At 55.8% G+C, this 22,936-nt stretch carries 23 protein-coding genes and 1 riboswitch; all 23 genes read left to right on the forward strand.

Going from position 1 to position 22,936, the window contains the following annotated elements; genetic code table 11:
* The 23 genes from NSU18_RS22050 to NSU18_RS22160 all read left to right on the forward strand — a co-directional run bounded on the left by NSU18_RS22050 (position 1) and on the right by NSU18_RS22160 (position 22,918).
* The gene (locus NSU18_RS22050; protein ID WP_341150061.1) at positions 1–786 is read left to right on the forward strand and encodes a carotenoid biosynthesis protein; all 786 of its coding nucleotides are present in this window, start codon (positions 1–3) and stop codon (positions 784–786) included.
* Positions 755–1,495: a lysophospholipid acyltransferase family protein gene (locus NSU18_RS22055; RefSeq protein ID WP_341150062.1), complete on the forward strand. Its 741-nt coding sequence runs from the start codon at positions 755–757 to the stop codon at positions 1,493–1,495. Before NSU18_RS22050 ends, NSU18_RS22055 begins: the two co-directional genes overlap by 32 nt.
* A complete protein-coding gene (locus NSU18_RS22060; protein ID WP_341150063.1) occupies positions 1,492–2,649 on the forward strand; it encodes a glycosyltransferase in 1,158 nt (385 codons plus the stop codon). Before NSU18_RS22055 ends, NSU18_RS22060 begins: the two co-directional genes overlap by 4 nt.
* Positions 2,646–4,121, forward strand: a complete 1,476-nt coding sequence (locus tag NSU18_RS22065; protein WP_341150064.1) for a phytoene desaturase family protein — start codon at positions 2,646–2,648, stop codon at positions 4,119–4,121. Before NSU18_RS22060 ends, NSU18_RS22065 begins: the two co-directional genes overlap by 4 nt.
* A gap of 511 nt (positions 4,122–4,632) precedes the next feature.
* Positions 4,633–5,778: a type 2 isopentenyl-diphosphate Delta-isomerase gene (gene fni, locus NSU18_RS22070; RefSeq protein ID WP_341150065.1), complete on the forward strand. Its 1,146-nt coding sequence runs from the start codon at positions 4,633–4,635 to the stop codon at positions 5,776–5,778.
* A gap of 48 nt (positions 5,779–5,826) precedes the next feature.
* Complete coding sequence (locus NSU18_RS22075) at positions 5,827–6,300, forward strand: GNAT family N-acetyltransferase (RefSeq protein ID WP_341150066.1); 474 nt, start codon at positions 5,827–5,829, stop codon at positions 6,298–6,300.
* 218 nt (positions 6,301–6,518) lie between these two features.
* Positions 6,519–6,770 carry a hypothetical protein gene (locus NSU18_RS22080; protein WP_341150067.1) on the forward strand — a complete coding sequence of 84 codons (252 nt, stop codon included), beginning with the start codon at positions 6,519–6,521 and terminating at the stop codon, positions 6,768–6,770.
* A gap of 207 nt (positions 6,771–6,977) precedes the next feature.
* Entirely contained in the window at positions 6,978–8,078 is a 1,101-nt protein-coding gene (ychF, locus tag NSU18_RS22085; RefSeq protein WP_341016125.1) for a redox-regulated ATPase YchF, read from the forward strand.
* A 230-nt stretch (positions 8,079–8,308) separates the two neighbouring features.
* Complete coding sequence (gene prfA, locus NSU18_RS22090; protein WP_341016126.1) at positions 8,309–9,376, forward strand: peptide chain release factor 1; 1,068 nt, start codon at positions 8,309–8,311, stop codon at positions 9,374–9,376.
* Positions 9,377–9,380: 4 nt separating this feature from the next.
* On the forward strand, positions 9,381–10,466 hold the full coding sequence (locus NSU18_RS22095) for a N5-glutamine methyltransferase family protein (RefSeq protein WP_445321818.1): 1,086 nt from the start codon (positions 9,381–9,383) through the stop codon (positions 10,464–10,466).
* A gap of 274 nt (positions 10,467–10,740) precedes the next feature.
* Positions 10,741–11,934 carry an FtsW/RodA/SpoVE family cell cycle protein gene (locus NSU18_RS22100; RefSeq protein ID WP_341016130.1) on the forward strand — a complete coding sequence of 398 codons (1,194 nt, stop codon included), beginning with the start codon at positions 10,741–10,743 and terminating at the stop codon, positions 11,932–11,934.
* A gap of 191 nt (positions 11,935–12,125) precedes the next feature.
* Complete coding sequence (locus tag NSU18_RS22105) at positions 12,126–13,322, forward strand: FtsW/RodA/SpoVE family cell cycle protein (protein ID WP_341150068.1); 1,197 nt, start codon at positions 12,126–12,128, stop codon at positions 13,320–13,322.
* A gap of 106 nt (positions 13,323–13,428) precedes the next feature.
* Positions 13,429–14,220, forward strand: coding sequence for a stage II sporulation protein R (gene spoIIR / locus NSU18_RS22110; RefSeq protein ID WP_341150069.1), 792 nt, complete (start codon positions 13,429–13,431; stop codon positions 14,218–14,220).
* 624 nt (positions 14,221–14,844) lie between these two features.
* The gene (locus NSU18_RS22115) at positions 14,845–16,017 is read left to right on the forward strand and encodes an L-threonylcarbamoyladenylate synthase (RefSeq protein ID WP_341150070.1); all 1,173 of its coding nucleotides are present in this window, start codon (positions 14,845–14,847) and stop codon (positions 16,015–16,017) included.
* A gap of 80 nt (positions 16,018–16,097) precedes the next feature.
* Complete coding sequence (locus NSU18_RS22120; protein ID WP_341016136.1) at positions 16,098–16,268, forward strand: hypothetical protein; 171 nt, start codon at positions 16,098–16,100, stop codon at positions 16,266–16,268.
* A gap of 146 nt (positions 16,269–16,414) precedes the next feature.
* A complete protein-coding gene (locus NSU18_RS22125) occupies positions 16,415–17,011 on the forward strand; it encodes a manganese efflux pump MntP (protein ID WP_341016138.1) in 597 nt (198 codons plus the stop codon).
* A 73-nt stretch (positions 17,012–17,084) separates the two neighbouring features.
* Positions 17,085–17,672 carry a low molecular weight protein arginine phosphatase gene (locus NSU18_RS22130; RefSeq protein ID WP_341016139.1) on the forward strand — a complete coding sequence of 196 codons (588 nt, stop codon included), beginning with the start codon at positions 17,085–17,087 and terminating at the stop codon, positions 17,670–17,672.
* 49 nt (positions 17,673–17,721) lie between these two features.
* A riboswitch (ZMP/ZTP riboswitch) is annotated at positions 17,722–17,805 on the forward strand.
* 137 nt (positions 17,806–17,942) lie between these two features.
* Entirely contained in the window at positions 17,943–18,548 is a 606-nt protein-coding gene (locus tag NSU18_RS22135) for a TIGR01440 family protein (protein WP_341151083.1), read from the forward strand.
* A gap of 72 nt (positions 18,549–18,620) precedes the next feature.
* Positions 18,621–19,868, forward strand: a complete 1,248-nt coding sequence (glyA, locus tag NSU18_RS22140; RefSeq protein WP_341016141.1) for a serine hydroxymethyltransferase — start codon at positions 18,621–18,623, stop codon at positions 19,866–19,868.
* A gap of 412 nt (positions 19,869–20,280) precedes the next feature.
* A complete protein-coding gene (upp, locus tag NSU18_RS22145; protein WP_341016143.1) occupies positions 20,281–20,910 on the forward strand; it encodes a uracil phosphoribosyltransferase in 630 nt (209 codons plus the stop codon).
* Positions 20,911–20,974: 64 nt separating this feature from the next.
* On the forward strand, positions 20,975–22,150 hold the full coding sequence (wecB, locus tag NSU18_RS22150; protein ID WP_341016145.1) for a non-hydrolyzing UDP-N-acetylglucosamine 2-epimerase: 1,176 nt from the start codon (positions 20,975–20,977) through the stop codon (positions 22,148–22,150).
* A 164-nt stretch (positions 22,151–22,314) separates the two neighbouring features.
* Complete coding sequence (locus tag NSU18_RS22155; RefSeq protein WP_341016146.1) at positions 22,315–22,548, forward strand: ATPase F0F1; 234 nt, start codon at positions 22,315–22,317, stop codon at positions 22,546–22,548.
* Positions 22,541–22,918, forward strand: a complete 378-nt coding sequence (locus NSU18_RS22160) for an ATP synthase subunit I (RefSeq protein ID WP_341016149.1) — start codon at positions 22,541–22,543, stop codon at positions 22,916–22,918. Before NSU18_RS22155 ends, NSU18_RS22160 begins: the two co-directional genes overlap by 8 nt.
* The last annotated feature ends 18 nt before the right edge of the window (positions 22,919–22,936 follow it).

Consider the following 22,936-nt stretch of genomic DNA (forward strand, 5'->3'; position numbering starts at 1 on the left):
ATGGTCCGAACCCTTTTTTGGATCTGGTATGCCATCGGTGCGCTGCTCTTAATCGTGTTCGGAATTCCGGATAGTCTGAAGTTCTCTAACGGATTATTTCTCGTATTCTACGGTGCCTACGGGTTGGACTTAGTAATCAAGGGGCAATTCAAACCCTTCATGTCTGACTGGTCAGTCAATTCTTCAGGAGGCCGGATGACCAAGCGGTTCTGGTATGCGGCGGCTCTTATCTGGTTAGGCGGAATGGCGGTTGAATGGGTAGGCGTGCATTCCGGCCGGTTGTTTGGGGATTATAATTATTCTACTATTCTCGGGCCTTTATTATTTGGTGTGCCGGTTACCCTGGGCTTCGCCTGGATTGCTGTTGTCTGCAATGCCGTGCTGATCAGCCATAATTTCGGACAGCGGGGCCTCCGGCTCCTGCTGCTGCGGGCCGTGCAGGTGGGCTTCTGGACGGTCCTGATGGATCTGGTGCTTGACCCTGTTGCCCATGCCAGGAACTTCTGGCACTGGGAGGGCGGCGGGGGCTTTTATCAGGTGCCCTGGAGCAATTTCGGCGGGTGGCTGATTGCAGGTGCTGCCTTGTCTATGCTGCTCCCGGCCGTGCCGTTCACCCGCCTGGCTGCCCGCCGGGGCACCCGCCTGTATCAGGCGATCCTGATCCTGTTCGGCCTGATCAGCCTGACAGAGGGGCTGCCTGCCTGCGCGGTGATCGCTGTGGCAGGCGCTTTCTTAGCCGAAGGGAGTCTGCGCTATGCTGGAAGCCGTTCCATCGGGAAGATTTGACTGGTTATTCTACCGCTATAATTCCATGTATCTGCTCCGCAGACATTTCCACTTCATCGGAATCAGCGGAGAGCTTCAGCCCGCTGCCGCTGCGGGGCGGGGAATTCTCTACCTCATGAATCACAGCTCGTGGTGGGACGGCCTGCTGGCCTATCATGCCGTGGGGAAGCTGCCGGGGAAGCGTCATTATTTCATGATGGAAGAGGAGCAGCTGCGTAAGTATACCTTCTTCAGAAAGCTTGGCGCATATTCGATTGACCCCGGAAGTCCAGGAGATGCGCGGGCTTCCCTGCGCTATACAGCCGGGCTGCTGGAGGCGGGGGAGAGTGTCTGGATGTATCCTGAAGGGGAAATCCGGCCGCTGGAGCAACGGCCGCTGAGTCTGAAGGAAGGGGCTTCCTTGGCGCTGCGGCTCAGTCCGAGGGCGGCGGTAGTCCCAGTGACGCTATACCACGGCCTGTTCCGGCATACCAAGCCGGAAGCTACGCTGCTGGCCGGTGCGCCGCTGCTGCTCCCTTGGGCGGAGATGGACCGCTCGGCGATAGCCCGGCTGCTGGAGACTGTTCTTGGCGGACAACTGGAGTCCCACCGCTGCAAAGTGCTTAACCATCAAGGCTATATGCCGGATGAATTCCGGCCGCTCCTCCGCCGGGGGAGATCAACCAATGAATGGCTTGATCTGCTGCGGCCGGGCGGAGGGAGAGGATGAATGTGTTCTTTCAGGCTGTAACTGGTATGCTGCTGCTCCAGCTTTTGTTCGCAAGGTGGAATGCAGCGCAGCTCCCTAAGCTGGGGGCAGCGCCAGGAGCTAGAGCGGCACAGGTGCTGCCAGCACCGGCTTCCTCCCGGTCCTTGCGCTTGTCGGTGCTGATCCCCGCCCGGAATGAAGCGGATAATATTGGGGATTGTCTCACCTCCGTAATGGCCTCTTGCACCGGTAGTATCGGGGCAGAGATTATTGTGCTGGATGATTCATCGGCTGACGGAACGGGGGCTATTGCCGAAGAGACGGGCGGCGGCAGGGTACGCGTTCTGAAGGGAAGGCCGTTGCCAGAGGGCTGGCTGGGCAAGTCCCATGCCTGTGCGCAGCTTGCAGAAGCGGCAAGCGGGGACTGGCTGCTGTTCCTGGATGCAGATGTCCGTCTTCAGCAGGGGGCGCTTCAGGCGGCGCTCTCTGCTGCTGAAGCAGCGGGCGGCGGCATGATTACCGGCTTCCCCCGGCAGATGACCGGAACCTGGCTGGAGCGGCTGGTGGTTCCCCTGATGGTCTTCACCATCATCTGCCACCTGCCCATTCCGCTGGTCCGCGGCTCCAGAGATTCGCGCTTTGTTGCGGCGCATGGAGGCTTCATCCTGATTCACCGGGACAGTTATGACAGCTGCGGCGGGCATGAGGCCATCCGCAGTGAGCTGGTGGATGACATGGCGCTGGCCAGAGCTGTGAAACGTTCAGGGGGGACGGTGACGCTCATGGATGTTACAGAGCAGGTGTTCATGCGGATGTACCACAACGCCCGGCAAGTATGGAACGGCTACCGGAAGAATATCTATGCCGGTATCGGCCGCAACCCGTTGCTGCTGCTGGGTGTGCTTATTGTATATTTGTCGCTGTATGTGGTGCCAGCCGCCGCAGTTCTATACTATGGCTTAAGCGGAGAGCCAGGCGCGGCGCTGTGGCCTGCTGCTGCGCTGCTTGCCGGTCTGGCCGTGAAACGGACCAGTGATGCTGCCGGACGGCAGCCGTTCTGGTTCTGTCTCTTACTGCCGGCGAGTATACTCTGCCTGTCGCTGATTGCTGTGGCATCCTGGCGCGGAAGCCGCACGCGCGCAGGCTATGAATGGAAAGGAAGGCGTTATGGATGAAACCGAAGGCAGTCATCATAGGCGCCGGATTCGGGGGGCTGTCCTGTGCGGTCACCCTTGCCGCGCAGGGCTGGGAAGTCACTGTGCTGGAACGCCAGCAGCAGCCCGGCGGCAAGCTGCAGCGTGTGCAGGCAGGGGGTTATACCTTCGACCGCGGCCCAAGTACGATTACGATGCCCCATGTCTTCCGCTCGCTCTATGAGCTTGCGGGAGCCCGCATGGAGGATTATGTCCAGCTCTATGAGCTGGAGCCGCGCACCCGCAATGTTTTCGCAGACGGCAGGGTGGTTGATTTCTCACGGGATACCGGGCGAATGCTGGAGCAGATGGCCTCATATAGCCCGGCAGATGCTGCGAAGTTCCCGGAGTTTCTGGAGGAAGCCTCGCGGCTGTATCAGCTTAGCGAGAAGCAGTTCCTGAACAGGCTGCTGCTATCCTGGAGGGATAAGCTTTCCCCTTCACTTGTAAGGGATCTGGTGCGGGTCCGGCCTTTTCTCAGCCTGCATGACCTGCTGCTCCGCTACTTCAGCCATCCGAATACGCTGGCTATGCTAGGCCGCTATGCCACTTATGTCGGATCATCGCCGTATCGTTCCCCCTCCATCTTCGCCATGCTGGGTCATCTGGAGATTCAGGAAGGCGTATACGGGGTGAAGGGCGGCACCTATGAATTAATCAGCGGCCTCTCTTCACTCGCCCGGAATCTGGGCGTGCAGGTGATTACAGGCATAGAGGTAACAGGGATTTCCGTAGTCTCCGGTGCGGTAGAAGGTGTGGACACGGCGCAGGGCTTCTACCCGGCCAAGACTGTGATTGCCGGTGGCGATGTCCTGAGCATCAACCGGATGCTGTTGCCTGAAGCGGTTCGTCCGGGAATGACGGACCGCAGGATTGAAGCGTACGAGCCCTCTCTGTCCGGGCTGGTAACGCTGGCGGGCGTGCCGCGTACATATGATGCGCTGCTGCATCATACGGTGTTTTTCCCGGAGAACTATGAGCAGGAATTCAAGGACATCTTCGAACATAAGCGTCCTCCGCAGCAGCCTACAGTGTATGTATGCCACTCCGGTTATTCCGAGCCTGAGATGGCGCCTGCGGGCGGCAGTAACCTGTTCATTCTGGCTAATGCGCCTTATCTGAGCCCGGCGTGCGATTGGAGTGAGGAGCGGGATGCGTGCGGGGAGCGGGTATTGTCTGTGCTGGAGAGCCACGGTGTGAGCGGTCTGTCGTCCGCAGATGTGCTGGAGCGGTATACCCCGCAGGATATCGCCCGCGATACGCTGGCGCATCAGGGAGCCATTTACGGGATATCCTCCAATACGGTGAAGCAGACCTTTTCCCGTCCAGGCAACCGTTCCAGCGATGTTAAGGGACTGTGGTATGTGGGCGGAACCACGCATCCAGGCGGGGGAACCCCTGTGGTGTCCTTGTCCGGCAGGCTGGTGGGCGAATACATTTCAAGCCATATATGAAAAGTGAGCACCCCGCCAGCGTTCAACGGCCGAGCGGGGTTGAGCTATAGTTGTGCTATAATGGAAGGTAATTGTGGAGCGGGATATATAGCAAGTGGAGACGGTTTCGCCGCCTTCTAGGGGCATCGGTCTTTGAGTAACTCGTAGAGTGACTTTGTTGCTATTTGTTGCTAAATGTATGCTAAAAACCGAATACAATCGGCTGGTATAACGGCGTATGGCCGAATGTGTGTGGAAAACAGCATACATTGTGCTCGGAGGCAGGCACAAGGTCTGAATGTATGTGGAAAACAGCATACATTGTACTCGCACGCAGGCGTATGGCCGAATGTATGTGGAAAACAGCATACATAGTGCTTGCAGGCAGGCACAAGGTCTGAATGTGTGTGGAAAACAGCATACATTGTACTCGCACGCAGGCGTATGGCCGAATGTATGTGGAAAACAGCATACATTCTCCGCACGGTGATGTTGGTTTGAAAATAGTGCAGCAGAAACGGAGGAAGACAGCATGAATGATATGCCGCGAAACGGTGTGCCGCAGAGCGCTGTGGAGCCGTCAGGCACAGGGCCTCAGCCAGGGCAGGAGGCAGCAGGCTTAGGTCTTGCCGGACATAAATCTCTGCTGCCCGACTCCAGAACCGGAGAACGGAAGATTGAGCATGTACGGCTCTGCCTGAATGAAGATGTGGCCGGCAGTGGAATTACGACCGGGTTCGAGCAGTACCGGTTCCGCCATAACGCGCTGCCGGAGCTGGATTATGATACTATCTCACTGGATACTGAATTCTTAGGCCGTGCGCTGCGTACCCCGCTGTTGATCAGCTCTATGACCGGGGGAAGCGCGGCTACAGGGAAGATCAATGAGCGGCTGGCCGAAGCGGCGGAGCGCCGGGGCTGGGCGCTGGGAGTCGGCTCGGTGCGCGCGGCTGTAGAACGCGCGGAGCTGGCGGCTACCTTCCATGTGCGGGCCAATGCCCCCGCGATTCCGGTTATTGCAAATGTTGGAGCTGTGCAGCTCGCGTACGGCTTCGGGGTAGAAGAATGCCGCCGGGCGGTTGAGATTGCCGGAGCGGACTGGCTGGTTCTCCATTTGAACGGGCTGCAGGAGGTATTCCAGCCCGAGGGTGACACCGGCTTCGGTTCCCTGCTGAAGCGGATAGAGGCATTATGCCGGAGCCTTGAGATTCCAGTGGGGATCAAGGAGGTCGGCTGGGGGATTGACGGCGATACCGCCGCCCGGCTATATCAGGCTGGCGCTGCCTTCATTGATGTCGCCGGAGCAGGCGGCACTTCCTGGAGCCAGGTAGAGAAGTTCCGCAGCATCGATCCGGTGCGGCGTGCGGCAGCGGAGGCCTTCGCCGACTGGGGCATTCCCACGGCGGAGTGCATTGCCGAGGTCCGCGCGGTCTCTCCGCACGGGGCATTGATCGGCAGCGGCGGGTTGAAGAACGGCGTTGATGCCGCCAAGGCGCTGGCTCTTGGCGCGGATCTGGCGGGCTTCGGACGGGGACTGCTGGGTCCGGCCGTCAGCTCCGAGGAGGCGCTGGATCAGGCGCTGGCCCAGGTAGAGCTGGAGCTGCGGACAGTGATGTTCGGCATCGGCGCGCCGGATCTTGCCGCATTGCGCGGAACGCCGCGTCTGGTCCGGCGCTGATGCCAGGCTTGCTTTTATAATCAGAACCGAAGGAAGGTATGTATCCAAATGACGATTACACTAATCCCGATGGACGAAACTGCGTTTCAGTCGTTCTTGAAGCAATCTACCCGCGACTACGCAGAAGAGAAAGTACAAGCCGGTGCCTGGGATGCAGATACAGCGTTAGCGCAGGCCCAGGAATCGATGAATCGCTACCTGCCGCAAGGCCTCAATACGGCGGGAGCTTATTTCTATTCGGTAGTAGAGGAGACTTCGGGGACTGAGGCCGGTTATCTCTGGTTCAACGTGACCGAGAACCGCGGGGTGCGGGAGGCGTTCATTTATGACATTTATATCTTCGAGCCGTTCCAGGGCCGGGGCTATGGCAAGCAGACACTGCTCCTGTTGGATGAAGAAGCCCGGAAGCTGAAGGCGGCCAAGATCGGCCTGCATGTCTTCGGTCACAACGAACGCGCCTTCGGGCTATATAAGAAAATGGGCTTCCAGGTTACAGACATCACGATGTCCAAGACGTTGTAGGCTGCAGGCGGAAAGTAGCACAAGGCAGGCATAAGGTTCTGCATAGCACCAGCCAAAGTAACTGGACTCCTCAAGGAGTCTTTTTGCTTAAAGGGGCAGTGTTCGGGAGTAAGTGCGGCGGTGTGTGAGCCAAGGATTCACGGAAAAACGGATAAAATGGGACTGGTGCAGCGTGTAGTCGAAATGTAATCGAAAAACCGACCACAATTGGAGCGGGCATGCACAGTAGGCTGGATGTAATCGAAAAACCGATTACAATTGGAGCGGACGCGCCGTGTAGGCTGGATATAGTCGAAAAACCGATTACAATTGGAGCGGGCATGCCAAGTAGGCTGGATATAATCAAAAAACCGATTACAATTGGAGCGGACGCGCCGTGTAGGCTGGATGTAATCGAAAAACCGATTACAATTGGAGCGGACGCGCCGTGTAGGCTGGATGTAGTCGAAAAACCGACCACAATGGGCTAGGGTGAGGCGTGTGGGCCAAATGTACGCAATAACCCGAACATAATGGACAGCGCCAAGTAAATATTTTTTACCCGGTAAGATGAGTTTGTTCGCTTGCCCTTGACATCCGCTGTTGCTGGAGAATTTGTTCTAATATATAATGGTTTGAGATCAGTTCGGGATTTCATGCGGTGATCAAACCAACCGAAAATAGGAGTTGTCATATAAATGGCTTTGAAAGCAGGTATCGTTGGACTTCCCAACGTAGGCAAATCGACATTATTCAATGCAATTACACAAGCGGGCGCAGAATCCGCCAACTATCCGTTCTGCACCATCGACCCGAACGTCGGGGTTGTAGAAGTACCGGACGAACGTCTGGATAAGCTGGTAGAGCTGGTACAGCCGAACAAGACGGTTCCGACCGCTTTTGAATTCGTCGATATTGCAGGACTGGTGCGCGGCGCGAGCAAGGGCGAAGGCCTGGGCAACAAGTTCCTGGCCCATATCCGCGAGGTGGATGCCATTGTTCATGTGGTGCGCTGCTTCGTTGATGAGAACGTGACCCATGTAGACGGCAAGGTGAATCCGATCAGCGACATCCAGACGATTAACCTGGAGCTGATTCTGGCTGACCTGGAGAGCGTGGAGAAACGGATTGAGCGTTCCCGCAAAAACATCAAGGGCGGCGACAAGAAATACGCCCAGGAAGTAGAAGTACTCGAGCGCGTGAAGGAAGCCCTGTATCAGGACCAGCCTGCACGCAGTCTGGAGTTGTCTGACGATGAGCGTCTGATCGTGCGTGATCTTCACCTGCTCACCCTGAAGCCGGTGCTGTATGCGGCGAATGTGGGCGAGGATGAAGTGGCGACTGCCGAGGAGAATCCTTATGTGCAGCAGGTCCGTGAATTCGCAGCAGCCGAGAATGCTGAAGTCGTGCCGATCAGTGCGAAGGTGGAAGCGGAGATTGCAGAGCTGGAAGGCGAAGACAAGGCGATGTTCCTTGAGGAGCTGGGGCTGCAGGAATCCGGGCTTAACCGTCTGATCAAAGCGGCTTACAAGCTGCTGGGCCTGTACACTTATTTCACTGCGGGCGTTCAAGAGGTTCGTGCCTGGACCATCCGCAAGGGCACCAAGGCCCCTGGAGCAGCGGGCGTGATTCATACGGACTTCGAGCGCGGGTTTATCCGGGCGGAGGTTGTAGCCTACACCGATCTGGTGGCGGCAGGTTCAATGAACGGTGCCAAGGAACGCGGGCAGCTGCGTCTGGAAGGTAAGGAATATTTGGTGCAGGACGGCGACGTTATGCATTTCCGGTTCAACGTATAGATACTTTTCGCTTATTATAGAGAGGCCATTCAGGGGTAGAGGTTTGCTTGCTGGATGGTTTCTTTGCGTCATCTGAATCATTTTCAAAAGATTTCCCCATCCCCGCCGCCGGCAGTGTAGCCAATTGAAGCTTGTGGTGGTATAATATAAAGTCGTATATCTACTTCAGTTGTAGCAACAATTTAAAGTAATATTGAACGAAGAATTTGAATCAGGAGAGGTGAATTCCCTTGTTGGACCGATTGCAATCCCTGGCGGACCGCTATGAGAAACTCAGTGAACTGCTATGTGACCCGGATGTTGCAAGCGACAGTAAGAAACTGAGGGACTATTCCAAAGAACAATCCGACTTGCAGCCCGCCTTCGAGGCGTATAGCGAATATAAGAACGTAATGGAAGAGCTTGAAGCTGCGAAGATGATGCAGGCCGAGAAGCTTGATGATGAAATGAAAGAAATGGTCAAGATGGAAATCGAGGAGCTGTCGGAGCGTCAGGCTGTTCTTGAGGAGAAGATTCGTCTGCTCCTGCTGCCTAAGGACCCTAACGATGACAAGAACGTAATCGTGGAAATCCGCGGCGCAGCCGGCGGTGACGAAGCGGCCTTGTTCGCCTCTGACCTCTACCGGATGTATACCCGTTATGCCGATACCCAGGGCTGGCGCGTGGAGCTGATGGATGTGAACACAAATGATCTCGGCGGCTTCAAGGAAGTGATCTTCCAAATTACCGGACGCGGCGCGTACAGCAAAATGAAATTCGAAAGCGGCGCACACCGTGTGCAGCGCATCCCTACTACAGAATCCGGCGGACGTATCCATACGTCTACCTCTACGGTTGCTGTAATGCCGGAAGCGGAAGACTTCGAAATCGAGATTCATGACAAGGATATCCGTGTCGATACCTTCTGTTCGAGCGGTGCGGGCGGACAGTCCGTTAATACGACCAAATCGGCAGTGCGTGTAACCCATGTACCTACGGGGATCGTGGCTACCTGCCAGGACGGCAAGTCCCAGAACTCTAACAAAGATAAAGCGCTGAAGGTGCTGCGTACCCGGATCTCAGATCTGAAGCGTCAGGAAGAGGAAGCGAAGTATTCCGGAGAACGCAAAAGCAAGGTGGGAACCGGTGACCGCAGTGAGCGTATCCGTACTTACAACTTCCCGCAGAGCCGTGTGACGGATCACCGGATCGGCTTGACCCTCCACCGTCTGGACCAGGTGATGAACGGGGATATTACCGAGATTATCTCGGCGCTGTCGATTGCGGAACAAGCAGAATTGATGGAAAAAGGAGAATAATGCTTTGAAACACGACTCTTACGTCATGTCGGAATTGCAAAGCATCCGGGAAGCCTTTGCGGAGGCTTCTTCTTTTTTGGCCGGGCACGGCCTTATGGAGCCGCAGCGCAGCAGCCAGCTCCTGCTGGAGCATGTGCTGGGCTTGTCCGGGGCGGCTTATTACATGGCGCTGGCTGATCCGTTCCCGCTGGCGCGCAAGGCCGAATGGGAAGCGCTGGTGACCCGCCGGGCGGCGGGAGAACCGGTGCAATACATCACCCGCGAGCAGGAGTTCTACGGCCGGACCTTCGAGGTCACGCCCGATGTGCTGATCCCCCGCCCGGAGACAGAGCTGCTCGTGGAGGCGATTCTGAAGTACGGCGCGGAGCTGTGGCCGGACGGGCTGGCGGGGGTGCGGGGCGAAGCCGCACGTGAAGCTGAAGGAGACGAGCGGCGGACAGCTGCGGGCGATGAGGCTGGGGCGGTGCGGGGCGAAGCGGGACCGCGAAATGAGGCGGCTGCGGATGAAGCAGCCGCCCACTACGGGGCGGGCCGCACCGCCGCCCGCCGGGAGAGCGGCGCGGGCTTCGCCTGCGCCGCGCGGCCGCTGACCGCCGTCGATATCGGCGCCGGCAGCGGAGCGATCTCCGTCACGCTGGCGGCGGAAGCGCCGGCGTGGCGGGTCTGCGCCGGCGATATCTCGCCCGGCGCGCTGGCCGTGGCCCGGCGCAATGCGCAGCGGCACGGCACGGCCGTTGACCTGCGGCTCGGCGATCTGCTCGAGCCGTTTGCGGGGCTGGAGACGGATATCCTCGTCTCCAACCCGCCGTACATCCCCGGCGGCGACATCGCCGGGCTGCAGCGCGAGGTGCGCGATCATGAGCCGCGTACGGCACTGGACGGCGGCGGGGACGGGCTGGACCCGTACCGCCGCATGATGGAGCAGCTGCCGCTGCTCCCGGCTCCGCCGCGCCTGGTCGGCTTTGAGCTCGGCCAGGGGCAGGCCGAGCAGGTAGCCGGACTGCTGCGGGCAGCCGGACATTGGGACGAGATCATCACCATCGATGATCTCGCCGGGATTCCCCGGCATGTGCTCGGGATAGCCCGGTGAGGACGGGGAACGGCCTGTTTGAGGAACCAACTGAACGAATAGCGTCCTTTCTGTCCGCATAACTCCCGGGAAGGTGCTTTTGCAGCGAATAAGGGCCGCTTAGTCCGCTGCAGGGAAGGCGGTCCGGCTGTTCACCTGACAGAGCCCCCCCCCAAACGATGGAAATTGTATTTAGGCGCTCCCATCCTTTACAATAGACAGGACGGAACTTCTGCCTGGGCTGCTGCCGGGAGACAAGAACGGGAAGAACCAGTACTGAGTAAGGAGACAGAATATGCTTCAGAAGATTAAGAAGATTGACGGCGTCATCGTGGTGATTCTTATGCTGCTGATGGTGGTCAGCATTTTCTCCATATACAGTGTGACCCACGGGCGCGATAGGCTGGACGGGTCGCATATCAAGATGATCAAGTTCTATATCATAGGCTTCGTTGCCTTTTTCGGACTGACGTTCGTGGACTATCGGTTACTTGTAAAATATGCGTTATATGTGTACATCACGGGGATTGGCATTCTGATCCTGGTCAGCTTTGTCGGCACAGAGCAGAACGGTGCGCAAGGCTGGATCAAGTTCGGCAACAGCTTCAGTCTTCAGCCGGCTGAGCTGTTCAAGCTGATTCTAATTCTGTTCCTGGCGGCTGTACTGGTCCGCAAAAAAAAGAATAAGCTGCTGTTCTGGCGCGATGTGGTTCCGCTGGCATTGTTCAGTCTCCTGCCGTTTGTGATCGTAATCAGCCAGAATGACCTGGGCAATGCGCTCTCGTACATTGTTATTCTGATCGGTCTCCTCTGGATCGGTAATATCAAGTTCACCCATGCGCTGATCGGACTGCTGGTTATAGGCGGCTCTGCGGCTGCCGGAATTATGAGCTATATTCATTATCACGATGAAATTAAGGATTTCTTGGTAGATATCAAACGCTCGCACTGGATCGAGCGCTTCGACCCTTGGTTGGTGCCGGATAAGGCGACGGCCAAAGCGATCTATCATACAAAGAACGCCAAAATAGCGATCGCCTCCGGCGGGATGAGCGGTGAAGGCTACATGACGGGCAGCTCAGTGCAGACCGACCGTGTGCCATACACCTATTCGGACTCCATTTTTGTCCAGATCGCGGAGGAATACGGCTTTGTCGGATCGGCGCTGGTGCTGCTGCTGTACTTTATCCTGATTCACCGGATGATACTAATTGCACTGGAGTGCAAGGACAGGGGCGGTCCATTCCTGATCGTCGGGGTGGTGGCGATGCTGCTGTACCAGATTTTTGAGAATATCGGGGCCTTCCTGGGCCTGATGCCGCTGACGGGGATTACGCTGCCGTTCATCAGCTTCGGGGGAACCTCGCTGCTGATCAACATGGCGAGCATAGGGCTTGTCATGAGCGTGCGTCTGCACGGGCAAGAGGTGGAGGAGGATTTGCCGAGTCCTGCGCTGTATTCTTCCCCGGCTCCCGCCAAAAGAAGTTAACTCATTAAGAATAGTAAAGCCCGCGCATATGGGGAAGCTGGATGCTTCATCTATACCGGAATTCTTCGTATACGAAGGGTTCCGGTATTTTTTTGTTCCCAATTGAATTACAATGGAAATTAGTGGGTTGAAGCCTGGGCTGGGTGCAGCGGGCGGATTCCTAATCCGGAGAGGTTGAGGGGTATATCCTTATGTTGCAGAGAATCAAAAGAATAGACGGCAGCATTGTGCTTATTTTGATTATGCTGATGGGGATCTGTATCTTCTCCATTTACAGTGTGACTCACGGAAGAGACGACCTGGATGGTATGCATATCACCATGCTTAAATATTATGCGCTGGGTTTTATCGCTTTTATCCTGATTACCCTGTTCGATTACCGCCTGCTGGTGCGCTACGGACTCTATATATACATCGCCGGGATCGGGATTCTGCTGTCGGTCAGCTTTTTCGGCAAGGTCAAGAATGGTGCCCAGGGCTGGATCGGTATTGGAGACTTAAGCATTCAGCCGGCGGAGCTGTTCAAGCTGATTCTGATTATTTGTCTGACCACCGTGCTTGTCCGCAAAAATAAAGCCCGGCTCCAGTTCTGGCGCGATGTCGTGCCGCTGGGTCTGATTGCACTGATGCCATGCGCACTGGTCATCATCCAGAATGATCTGGGCAATGCGCTCAGCTATATCGTAATCCTGCTTGGCCTGCTATGGATCGGGCATATCAAATTCTCCCATGCGCTGATCGGGCTGATTATCGCGGGCGGAGCAATTCTGGGCTTCATCCTGTGCTATATCAACTATCACGAACAGACGGTTAATTTCATTGAAAAAACGCTGGGCCGGGACCATTTCGTCAGCCGGTTTGACCCTTGGCTGGTGCCTGAGCTGGCGAGCAGTACTGCGAGCTATCAGACGAAAAATGCCCAGACAGCGATCGGCTCCGGGGGCCTGAAGGGAGAAGGCTATTTGCAGGGCAGCTCCGTACAGAGCAACCGCGTGCCTTATCTGTATTCGGAGTCGATTTTTGTGCAGATCGGGGAAGAATTCGGGTTCCTGGGCGCTGCGGCGCTGCTGATGCTCTTTTTCATCCTGATCCACCGATTAATTCTGATTGCCCTGGAATGCAGGGACCGCGGCGGGCCGCTCCTGATCGTCGGGATCGTAGCGATGCTGCTGTATCAGATTCTGGAGAATATCGGTGCAATGACCGGACTGATGCCGCTTACCGGCATTACTCTCCCGTTCATCAGCTACGGCGGGACCTCGCTGCTGATTAATATGGCCTGTATGGGGATAGCGATGAGCGTAAGGCTCTACGGGCAGGATGTGGAGGATGATCTTCCGCTGCCGCAGCCGGACACGAAGGGCAAATCCCTCTTGTCCAAAATCTAGCCGCTAGATTTCCTGCTTCATAAATAATAGATTACTAGGTTTGCAGTCTCTCATTCCTGGACATACTGGGAGCATAAGAGGTTCAGAGGGAGAGGGGCTGCGGAAGATGGAGGATGTTAAGCTGGAACGCGGGGATTCCCTGCGGATTACCTTTAAGTATACTGCCATTTTAATTTGTTTTTTTATGATTCTGATGATGGCCTGGGAAGGGCAAAAAAGTGATGCTGCCGTAGCAGAGGTATCCATCCCGCAGGAGTCCATCCGCTTGCGTATTCTGGCGAATTCGGACGGCACCGGGGATCAGCTGGTGAAGCGCCAGATTCGTGACCGGATCGTGGAGCAGATTAATCAGTGGGTGGCGGGGCTTGAAGATCCGCAGAGTCTGGAGCAGGCCCGTGCCCTGATCCGTAATCATCTGCCGGAGCTGAATGAGCTGGTGGGCAGAGAGCTGGCGCAGCGCGGGATTGAGTACGGCTATCAGGTGGAGCTGGGCACGGTTCCTTTTCCGACCAAAATGTATGGCGGCCGGGTCTACCCTGCCGGAGAATATGAGGCTGTCCGGGTCACGCTTGGCGCAGGCAAAGGGCAGAACTGGTGGTGTGTGCTGTTTCCGCCGCTCTGCTTCATCGATGCGGGAACCGGGGATGCTGCGGCTGCGGAACCGGCTGCTGCGAAGGCAGGGGCGAAGGATGTTACTAAGGTCTCAGTCAAGGCTTCGGGAGACGGCGCGAAGGTGAAGGCTGCGGATGGAACAGCGAAAGGGGCAGTATCCAGTCTATCTGATTCATCTAACAAGGAAGAAAGCGCGGGGGATGCTGCTGAGGCACCGAAGGTAAAGTTCTTCGTGTGGGAGCTGCTGAAGAATATCTGGAGCTGGATCTGCGGGCTGTTCTCCTGAATGTCCTGAAAAGCATGGCATAAACGTACATTGGATTCTACAGTTTTTGCGCCGGATATGGTACGATGATTGCAGCACTTGAGCAGAAGCGGCTCCGCCTGAGGGGGCCGTTTTGGTCGTATAGTAAACTATTTTTTCTTCCTGTTGTGGACAAGGTGCTTGAAACCAAATGCAATCAACTGGTACGGGTCTTATGAACCGAATGTATGTGAAAAACAGCATACATTGTGCTGGCACGGTAGGCGCATGCTCTAATGTATGTGAAAAACAGTATATATTGTGCTGGCACGGGAGGCGCATGCCCGAATGTATGTGAAAAACAGTATATATTGTGCTGGCACGGGAGGCGCATGCCCGAATGTATGTGAAAAACAGTATATATTGTGCTGGCACGGGAGGCGCATGCCCGAATGTATGTGAAAAACAGTATATATTGTGCTGGCACGGGAGGCGCATGCCCAAATGTATGCCAAAAACAGCATACAATGGCTGCCACGCAGGCGCATGGCCCAAATGTATGTGAAAAACAGCATACATTGTTTTGGCGTGAAGGTAATCCTGTCCATCCGTCAAGGTGACTTTGTTCGAAATATAAGAATTCAATAAGAAAGCTAGTGATGATAGATGACTGAAGATCAATATTCACCGTTTGCGGCCCAGCGCCGCAGCGGTCATATAGAGTCCACTCTGTACTGGAGCCTTGCTTCCGGTGAGGCGGGAACGGACGGCGAATTGGGGAGTTCTGCCGGCTGGCAGCCGGGCGGGTGTGACCACGGCATGATCTCGGAAGCGGCAGCGCTGCTGCGGAGCGGGGAGACGGTGGCCTTTCCGACGGAGACGGTGTACGGACTGGGCGCAGACGCGAGGAATACCGCAGCGGTTGAAGCGGTATTCGCAGCCAAAGGCCGTCCCTCCGATAACCCGCTGATCGTACATATTGCCCGGCGGGAGGATCTCGAACGTCTGGTGACGGAGGTGCATCCGGTGGCCTCGGCACTGATCGATGCCTTCTGGCCCGGCCCGCTGACGCTGGTGCTGCCGGTCCGTCCCGGCGTTCTCTCGCCGCTGGTAACGGCGGGCCTGGATACGGTTGGCGTGCGTATGCCGGATCATCCGGTGGCGCTTGCGCTGCTGCGCGCGGCGGATTGCCCGGTTGCAGCGCCCAGCGCCAACCGCTCCGGGCGGCCGAGTCCGACGCTGGCCGCCCATGTGCTGGAAGACCTCGCCGGATATATCGGCGGGGTTCTGGACGGCGGCGCGGCCGGGGTCGGCCTGGAGTCGACCGTGGTGCAGGTGCAGCCGGACGGGACGGTAGTCGTGCTCCGTCCCGGAGGCATCACCGCCGAGCAGCTCGCGGCGGTGACCGGCACTGAAGCGGCCGCCGCGGCGCCGGCCGCCGGCAGCAGCCCGGCGCCGCGCGCGCCGGGCATGAAGTACACGCACTATGCCCCGCGCGGCGCGCTTGGCATCGTACGCGGCTCCTCCGCGCAGCGCGTGGCGGAGACCGCCGCCGGGCTGCTGCAGGCGGCGCAGCGGGCGGGCGAGATCACGGGCCTGCTCCTCTTCGAGGATCACAGGGCCCTGTATCCCGCCGACCCGGCCGCCTGCACGGTGTCTCTCGGCTCGCTGTCCTCGCCGGAGGAGGCCGCCCGCTTCCTGTATGCCGCCTTGCGGCGCTTCGATGAAGCGGGGGCCACGTACATTCTGGCCGAGGCCTGCCCGGTCACGGGCCTCGGCGCAGCCATCATGAACCGGCTGATGAAAGCTGCCGGTGATACGGTGATCGACGCCGGTTAGCAAGCTGCTGTTAGCATGGCATGGACCATATCCTACTGCTAAGAGACTGGAACTCATAAGATTAACGTGGAGGTGTTTCTATGAGTGGAAAGGATCAGGAAGCCGATCTGGACAAACTCAGAGAGCTTGAACGCCAACTGAAGGAACGCGGTCAGCAGTTGGCGGAGATGGAGGGGCAGTTGGCTGAGATGGAGGAAGAGCTGGCCATCCTCAAAAAAGCAAAGGAATATTTCGATAAACCCGAAAAATGAATTTTCAGTTAAGCTGATACACCTGATTTCACGCAGGCCCTGGTCCCTCCGGCCCACCCTGCCATCCACCTCACAGTCATGAATACCATCTTGTCCGCATATCGTTGTTGTACAAGAACTTACGGACTCAGGGTGGAGGGTTATTCATGGGCTGGGACGGAATATATGGGGGTTGGGGCGGGATACATGGCGGCTGGGGCCAGTTAGTAACAATAGCTATTATGGCAATTGCGCTGGGAATGGATGCGTTCTCGCTGGGCGTGGGCATCGGGATGAGGGGTATCCGGCTGCTGCATGTGCTGCAGCTTAGCCTGCTGATTGCTTTTTTTCATGTGCTGATGCCGCTGCTGGGCTTGTTCACGGGCAGCTATGTCGGCCATTTGCTGGGACAGGTTACCACCTATGCAGCCGGAGGTCTGCTTGTACTGCTGGGCGGACATATGGTGTTCAATTCCTTCCGCCAGGACGACGGCGGCAGCAGCCGGCAGATGGATCACCGGACGATCTGGGGGATGCTGCTGATCTCACTCAGTGTAAGCGTGGATTCTTTCTCGGTCGGGGTTTCACTCGGGATGTTTGTGAATAGTATTATACTAACCGTGCTGGCCTTCGGTGCCTGCGGCGGTGTTATGTCCATTACTGGGCTGCTGCTGGGCAGGCGGGTGAGCCGCGGCCTCGGAGAGTACGGGGAAGCGCTGGGCGGAGCCATTCTCCTTGCGTTTGGCTTGATGTTCATCTTTTGATACAATAACGGCAATACCCATAATTTTTAGGCTGTACCAATCGAAATTATAATGTTTACCGGAGGTGGAAAGGTTGCTGCATATTTTATTTGTCTGCACAGGTAATACCTGCCGTAGTCCCATGGCCGAAGGGCTTCTGCGGAAGCTTGCGAAGGAGCGGGGCATTCAGGTGGAGGTGCGGTCTGCCGGCGTTTCTGCTGTCCCGGGTACTTCCATATCCAGACATGCTGCGGGCATTCTGCAGGATGAAGGGATTCAGGACCGCATCGTATCCTCACAGCTGGACGGGGAGGCGGTAGCCTGGGCCGATCTGATTCTTACCCTGACAGGAGCGCATAAGCGGCACTTGCTGCAGTATTTTCCTGACGCCGTTACCAAGACCCATACTCTTAAGGAGTATGTCCAGACGCAGGAATCCGTGAATGCCGATATCCGGGAGCTGGACAGCTTGTATGCAGAGGCGGAGCTGAACCTGGCCCTGGGCACCGAACCGGATGCAGCGGCTATGCAGCGGATGATTGAGATCCGCCAGCGTATCCCCAGCTTCGATATCAGTGATCCGTTCGGCGGCTCGCGGGAAGATTACGAGCTGGCGGCATCCGAGATCCGCACGGCGCTGTACGGTCTGCTCGATAAGCTTGAATCGCTAAGACGGCTTTGAAGTGGTTGATTTTTTGTGGACTATCCCTTAAGATGTAATAAATATGATCCGGTTCCGGTGTAACTGGCGACAAGTGTGGATGAAACCACGATGGAGCACCTGGAATAAACGGCCGGTCGCCTGGGCAAAAGAGCACATCCGCAGTTCAACCTGCGGACTGCTCTTTTTTGTTTAAAAGTTGCATCTCCATGGAAATCAGAAACGGTTGAAGGGGGCGGTAAGATGGAGGAAATCCTGAAGCAGAAGTCAGGAGATGAGCGCTTATCCGGTATGGCGGCTGCAGAGCAGCAGCTAACGGACAGCGGGGAGCTTTCGCTCTCCGCGGCCACTGCTGCGGTAACGCGTGAACTTGCAGTAGCGGGAAAGCTCGGTCCGGGAAAAATCCTGGCCGTAGGAGCCAGCACGAGTGAAGTGGCGGGGAAGCGGATTGGGACAGGCGGTGCGCTGGAGGTTGCGCGGCAGCTGCTGGAGGGGATTACGCAGATTGCGGATGAATTTGGTTTTCACCCGGTCTATCAGTGCTGCGAGCATTTGAACCGTTCGCTGGTGATGGAACGTGCCCTGCTGGAAGCCCTTGGCCTTAGAGAGGTGTCGGCTGTACCCATTCCGGGAGCTGGGGGCTCCATGGCTGCTGCGGCCTACCAGTCCATGACAGATCCGGTGCTGGCAGAGACCATTGAAGCTCATGCCGGTATAGATATCGGGGAGACCCTGATCGGCATGCATCTGCGCAGGATAGCTGTACCTTACCGGCCTAGCCTGCGGTATGTCGGGGCTGCCCGGGTCAATGCCGCATGGAGCAGACCGCCGCTGATCGGCGGGGAACGGGCTGTGTACCGCACGCCTGAGACTAGCGGTTCCGCCAATTGTGACTGAAGTGATGGGCTTTATTTAACGGTTTCGTCTTAACACCACATAAATCAGAGTTATAGGGAGGAAATTAGAAACATGGAACAATTGCGTAAAAGTGACCCGGCAGTACTGGAAGCGATGGGCCTCGAACTGAGCCGCCAGCGTGCGAACATTGAACTTATTGCCTCAGAGAATATTGTAAGTGAAGCCGTCATGGAAGCTATGGGCTCCGTGCTTACCAATAAATACGCCGAAGGTTATCCCGGCAAGCGTTACTACGGCGGCTGTGAAGATGTGGACATCGTAGAGAACCTGGCCCGCGACCGTGCCAAGGAGCTGTTCGGTGCCGAGCATGCCAACGTGCAGCCGCATTCCGGCGCACAGGCCAATATGGCTGTATACCTGGCTGCGCTCAAGCCCGGCGATACCGTTCTCGGTATGAACCTGGCACATGGCGGCCATTTGACCCACGGCAGCCCGGTGAATGCTTCCGGCATTCTGTATAACTTCGTGGCTTATGGCGTACAGGAGGATTCCTTCCTGATCGATTATGATGAAGTGCGCAAAGCCGCCTTCAAGCACCGTCCCAAAATGATCGTTGCCGGTGCGAGCGCATATCCGCGTACCATTGATTTTGCCGCACTCGGTTCGATTGCGAATGATGTAGGCGCCCTGTTCATGGTCGATATGGCCCATATTGCCGGTCTGGTGGCTGCCGGTCTTCACCCGAGCCCGGTTCCTCATGCCCACTTCGTTACTACAACTACGCACAAAACCCTGCGCGGTCCGCGCGGCGGGATGATTCTATGCAGACAGCCATGGGCTGCCGCTATTGATAAAGCAGTCTTCCCTGGTTCTCAGGGCGGACCTCTGATGCATGTGATTGCGTCCAAGGCCGTATCGTTCGGTGAAGCGTTGCAGCCATCATTCAAAACTTACGCCGAGAACGTAGTTAAGAATGCCAAGGTGCTGGCCGAGACTCTGGTCGGCGAAGGCGTTAATATTGTATCCGGCGGAACCGATAACCATCTGATTCTGCTCGATACCCGTAACCTGAACATTACCGGTAAGGACGCCGAGAAGGTGCTGGATTCCATCGGAATTACTGTCAACAAGAACGCGATTCCGTTTGACCCGACCAGCCCGTTCGTCACCAGCGGCATCCGCATCGGCACCCCGGCTGTTACATCGCGCGGAATGGATGAGCAGGCTATGGTTACGATCGGCCGGATTATTGCCAGTGTCCTGAAGAATCCGCAGGATGAAGCTAACTTGAGTAAGGCGGCCCGCGAGGTTGCTAAGCTGACTGAACAATATCCGATCTACCCTGGATTGCAGTATTAATCTGAGCCCCTCTAACACTGCCTTTGCGTATCCGGTTTCTGCCGGATGTACGCAAGGGCTTTTTTGCTGCTACATAATGTTCACAAATAGCTGCTGAGAAAACGACTTGAATTATACTGAAAGTTGCATGAAAGTTCATGGAATTTTCAATAAAAGTGGTGAAAGAAGTGTGAATAGTATTAAAAGCGCTTAATCGTACAAACTAAGCTTTGTTTTATATCCAGAGAGGTGGATATATTGCCTTAAGCTTCCATGGTGTGGTAATCCCCGGTAAACGGGGGGGCCTGCAGATTTGTCCATCTGTAGGTGAAAAGCGGTCTTGGTGATGATATAATAGATAGGATTTAGCCACCTGAGAAGCACAGCGCTTACTTTGGCTATAAATAAGACTTACAATTACCGGAGGGACAACATGGGAAAATTGGTGATTTGCGATCATCCATTGATTCAGCACAAATTGACATTCATTCGCGATGTGCGGACCAACACAAAGGACTTCAGGGAGCATGTCGATGAAGTAGCAACACTTATGGCTTATGAGATTACCCGTGACATCCCGCTGGAGACCATTACGGTACAGACGCCGGTGACTGAAACACAGAGCAAGGTGATTTCGGGGAGAATGCTGGGACTGATCCCGATTCTGCGTGCCGGTCTGGGGATGCTCGAAGGTGTGCTTAAGCTGCTTCCTGCAGCCAAGGTAGGCCATGTGGGCCTGTTCCGTGATCCGGACACCCTGCAGCCGGTGGAATACTACATTAAGCTTCCTACGGATGTCCAGGAACGTGAGCTGATCGTAATCGATCCTATGCTGGCGACAGGCGGCTCTGCCATTGCGGCGATTACCTCGCTCAAGAACCGCGGCTGCACCCAGATCAAGATGATGAACCTGATTGCTGCACCGGAAGGCGTTGCGGCTGTACAAGCTGCTCACCCGGATGTGGATATCTATGTTGCAGCACTTGACGATCATTTGAATGATCATGGCTATATCGTTCCGGGCCTCGGAGATGCCGGGGACAGACTGTACGGTACCAAGTAAGAAGCACAGACAATAATAGTATGAATCCACTAGACCACGGTTTTCAGAAGAGAGGGAAGGGCTTATGTCCAAAATTAAAGTAATGACGATTTTCGGAGTGCGCCCCGAGGCAATCAAGATGGCGCCTCTGGTTCTGGAGCTGAACAGACATCCTGAGCAGATTGAGTCCATTGTCTGTGTAACTGCGCAGCACCGGGAGCTGCTGGATCAGGTGCTTGAGGTGTTCAAGATTACCCCGGATTATGATCTGGACGTAATGAAGGACCGCCAGACGCTTAACGAGATCACCATCCGGGTGCTTGAAGGCCTGGAGCCCGTGCTCCGTGAAGTGAAGCCGGACCTCGTGCTTGTACACGGCGATACCCTGACCACCTTCCTGGCCAGCTATGCGTCTTTCCTGCAGCAGATTCAGGTTGGGCATGTGGAAGCAGGTCTTCGGACATGGAACAAGCTTTCGCCTTATCCGGAAGAAATGAACCGTCAGCTGACAGGCGTGCTTGCTGATCTGCATTTTGCTCCGACTCACTGGTCAGCGGGCAACCTGAGACACGAGAACAAAAAAGAATCAAGTATTTATATCACAGGCAATACCGTAACCGATGTGTTTCAATATACCGTACAGCCGGACTACCGGCATCCGGTCCTTGATTTTGCTTCAGGAAAAAGACTTATTTTGATGACGGCGCACCGCAGAGAATCCCAAGGCGAACCGCACCGTCATATTTTCCGTGCAGTCAAAAGAATCGCTGATGAATTTGAAGATGTAGCCATTGTGTATCCCGTGCACCCGAGTCCGGCAGTGAAGGAACCGGCGCATGAGATCCTCGGCGGACACCCTAGAATCAAGCTGATTGATCCGCTGGATGTCGTTGACCTGCATAACTTTTATCCGCATACCCACCTGATATTGACCGATTCCGGCGGCCTGCAGGAGGAAGCTCCCTCCTTTGGAGTTCCTGTGCTTGTGCTGCGTGATACCACCGAGCGCCCGGAAGGGATCGAGGCCGGAACACTGGAGCTTGTGGGGACGGACGAGGAGAAGGTGTATCAACGGACACATGCTCTTTTGACCGATCAGAACCTGTATCAGTCGATGAGCCGGGCCGCCAACCCGTATGGAGACGGCAAAGCCTCCGAGAGAATTGTCAATGCGATTTTGCACCATTTCGGAGCTGCCTCAGAGCGTCCGGAAGAATTTCACACAATGTTCACAAATGATGAAACAGGGCAAGACAACTAATATACTAACGTTAATAAAAGCAGCATACAGTTAAACTGTACGGTTTATATGGTTTTGGTGTTTTTTGCTGTGATTATTTTCATATTTTCATGCGATTTTGGGCAATTTTCTGTGAATTGACAAAGAGTCTGGATATTCAGTAAAATTAGTTGGGATTGTAGCCTATGAAGGAACCAAAGAATGAGCCTGGACTGGGGCGTACAGCTCTAGTACTCGCAGGTGCGGGCAGTTTGCTTGCCGCTTACATTGTAATAGGCTTTTTTGTGGCAAAGTGGCTGCGCAATCTGATGGACGGACCTGCTTTTTGGCTGGCTATCGGAACAATTGCCGGGCTACTTCTCGGCGTTGTGAATGTTGCTTTGCTAATCAAAAATTTTTTGGGGGAGCAAAATGGATAATATGACTCCCGTAATCAATATCGTCACCAGGGTGACAGTAATCATTATGGCAGGATTGGTAATGGGGTGGGCTCTCCATCATGAGACCCGTGCAGTTACTCTGGGCATGACACTCGGCTTGCTGGCAGGACTGGTTAATTTCCGTTATCTGGCCCTTAAGGTCAGAAGAGTGACAGAAGCGGTGGCGAAGCAAGAGAAAAGCTCCTTCAGCCTTGGTTTTGCTACAAGAATCAGTTTTGGAATTCTGGTTACCATGTTTTCAGTCAAATATGAGCATTTCTCGCTGGAGGCAACGATTATCGGCCTGTTCATCCCCCAGCTTCTGGCTATTCCCGTGGGGATATATCTAGGAATCAAGAATAAGCTGTAGCCATATTAACGAGAAAGG

Origin of the sequence: Paenibacillus sp. FSL H8-0048 (genome assembly GCF_038002825.1) — a bacterium.
In the GTDB taxonomy this organism is placed as follows: domain Bacteria; phylum Bacillota; class Bacilli; order Paenibacillales; family Paenibacillaceae; genus Paenibacillus_AQ.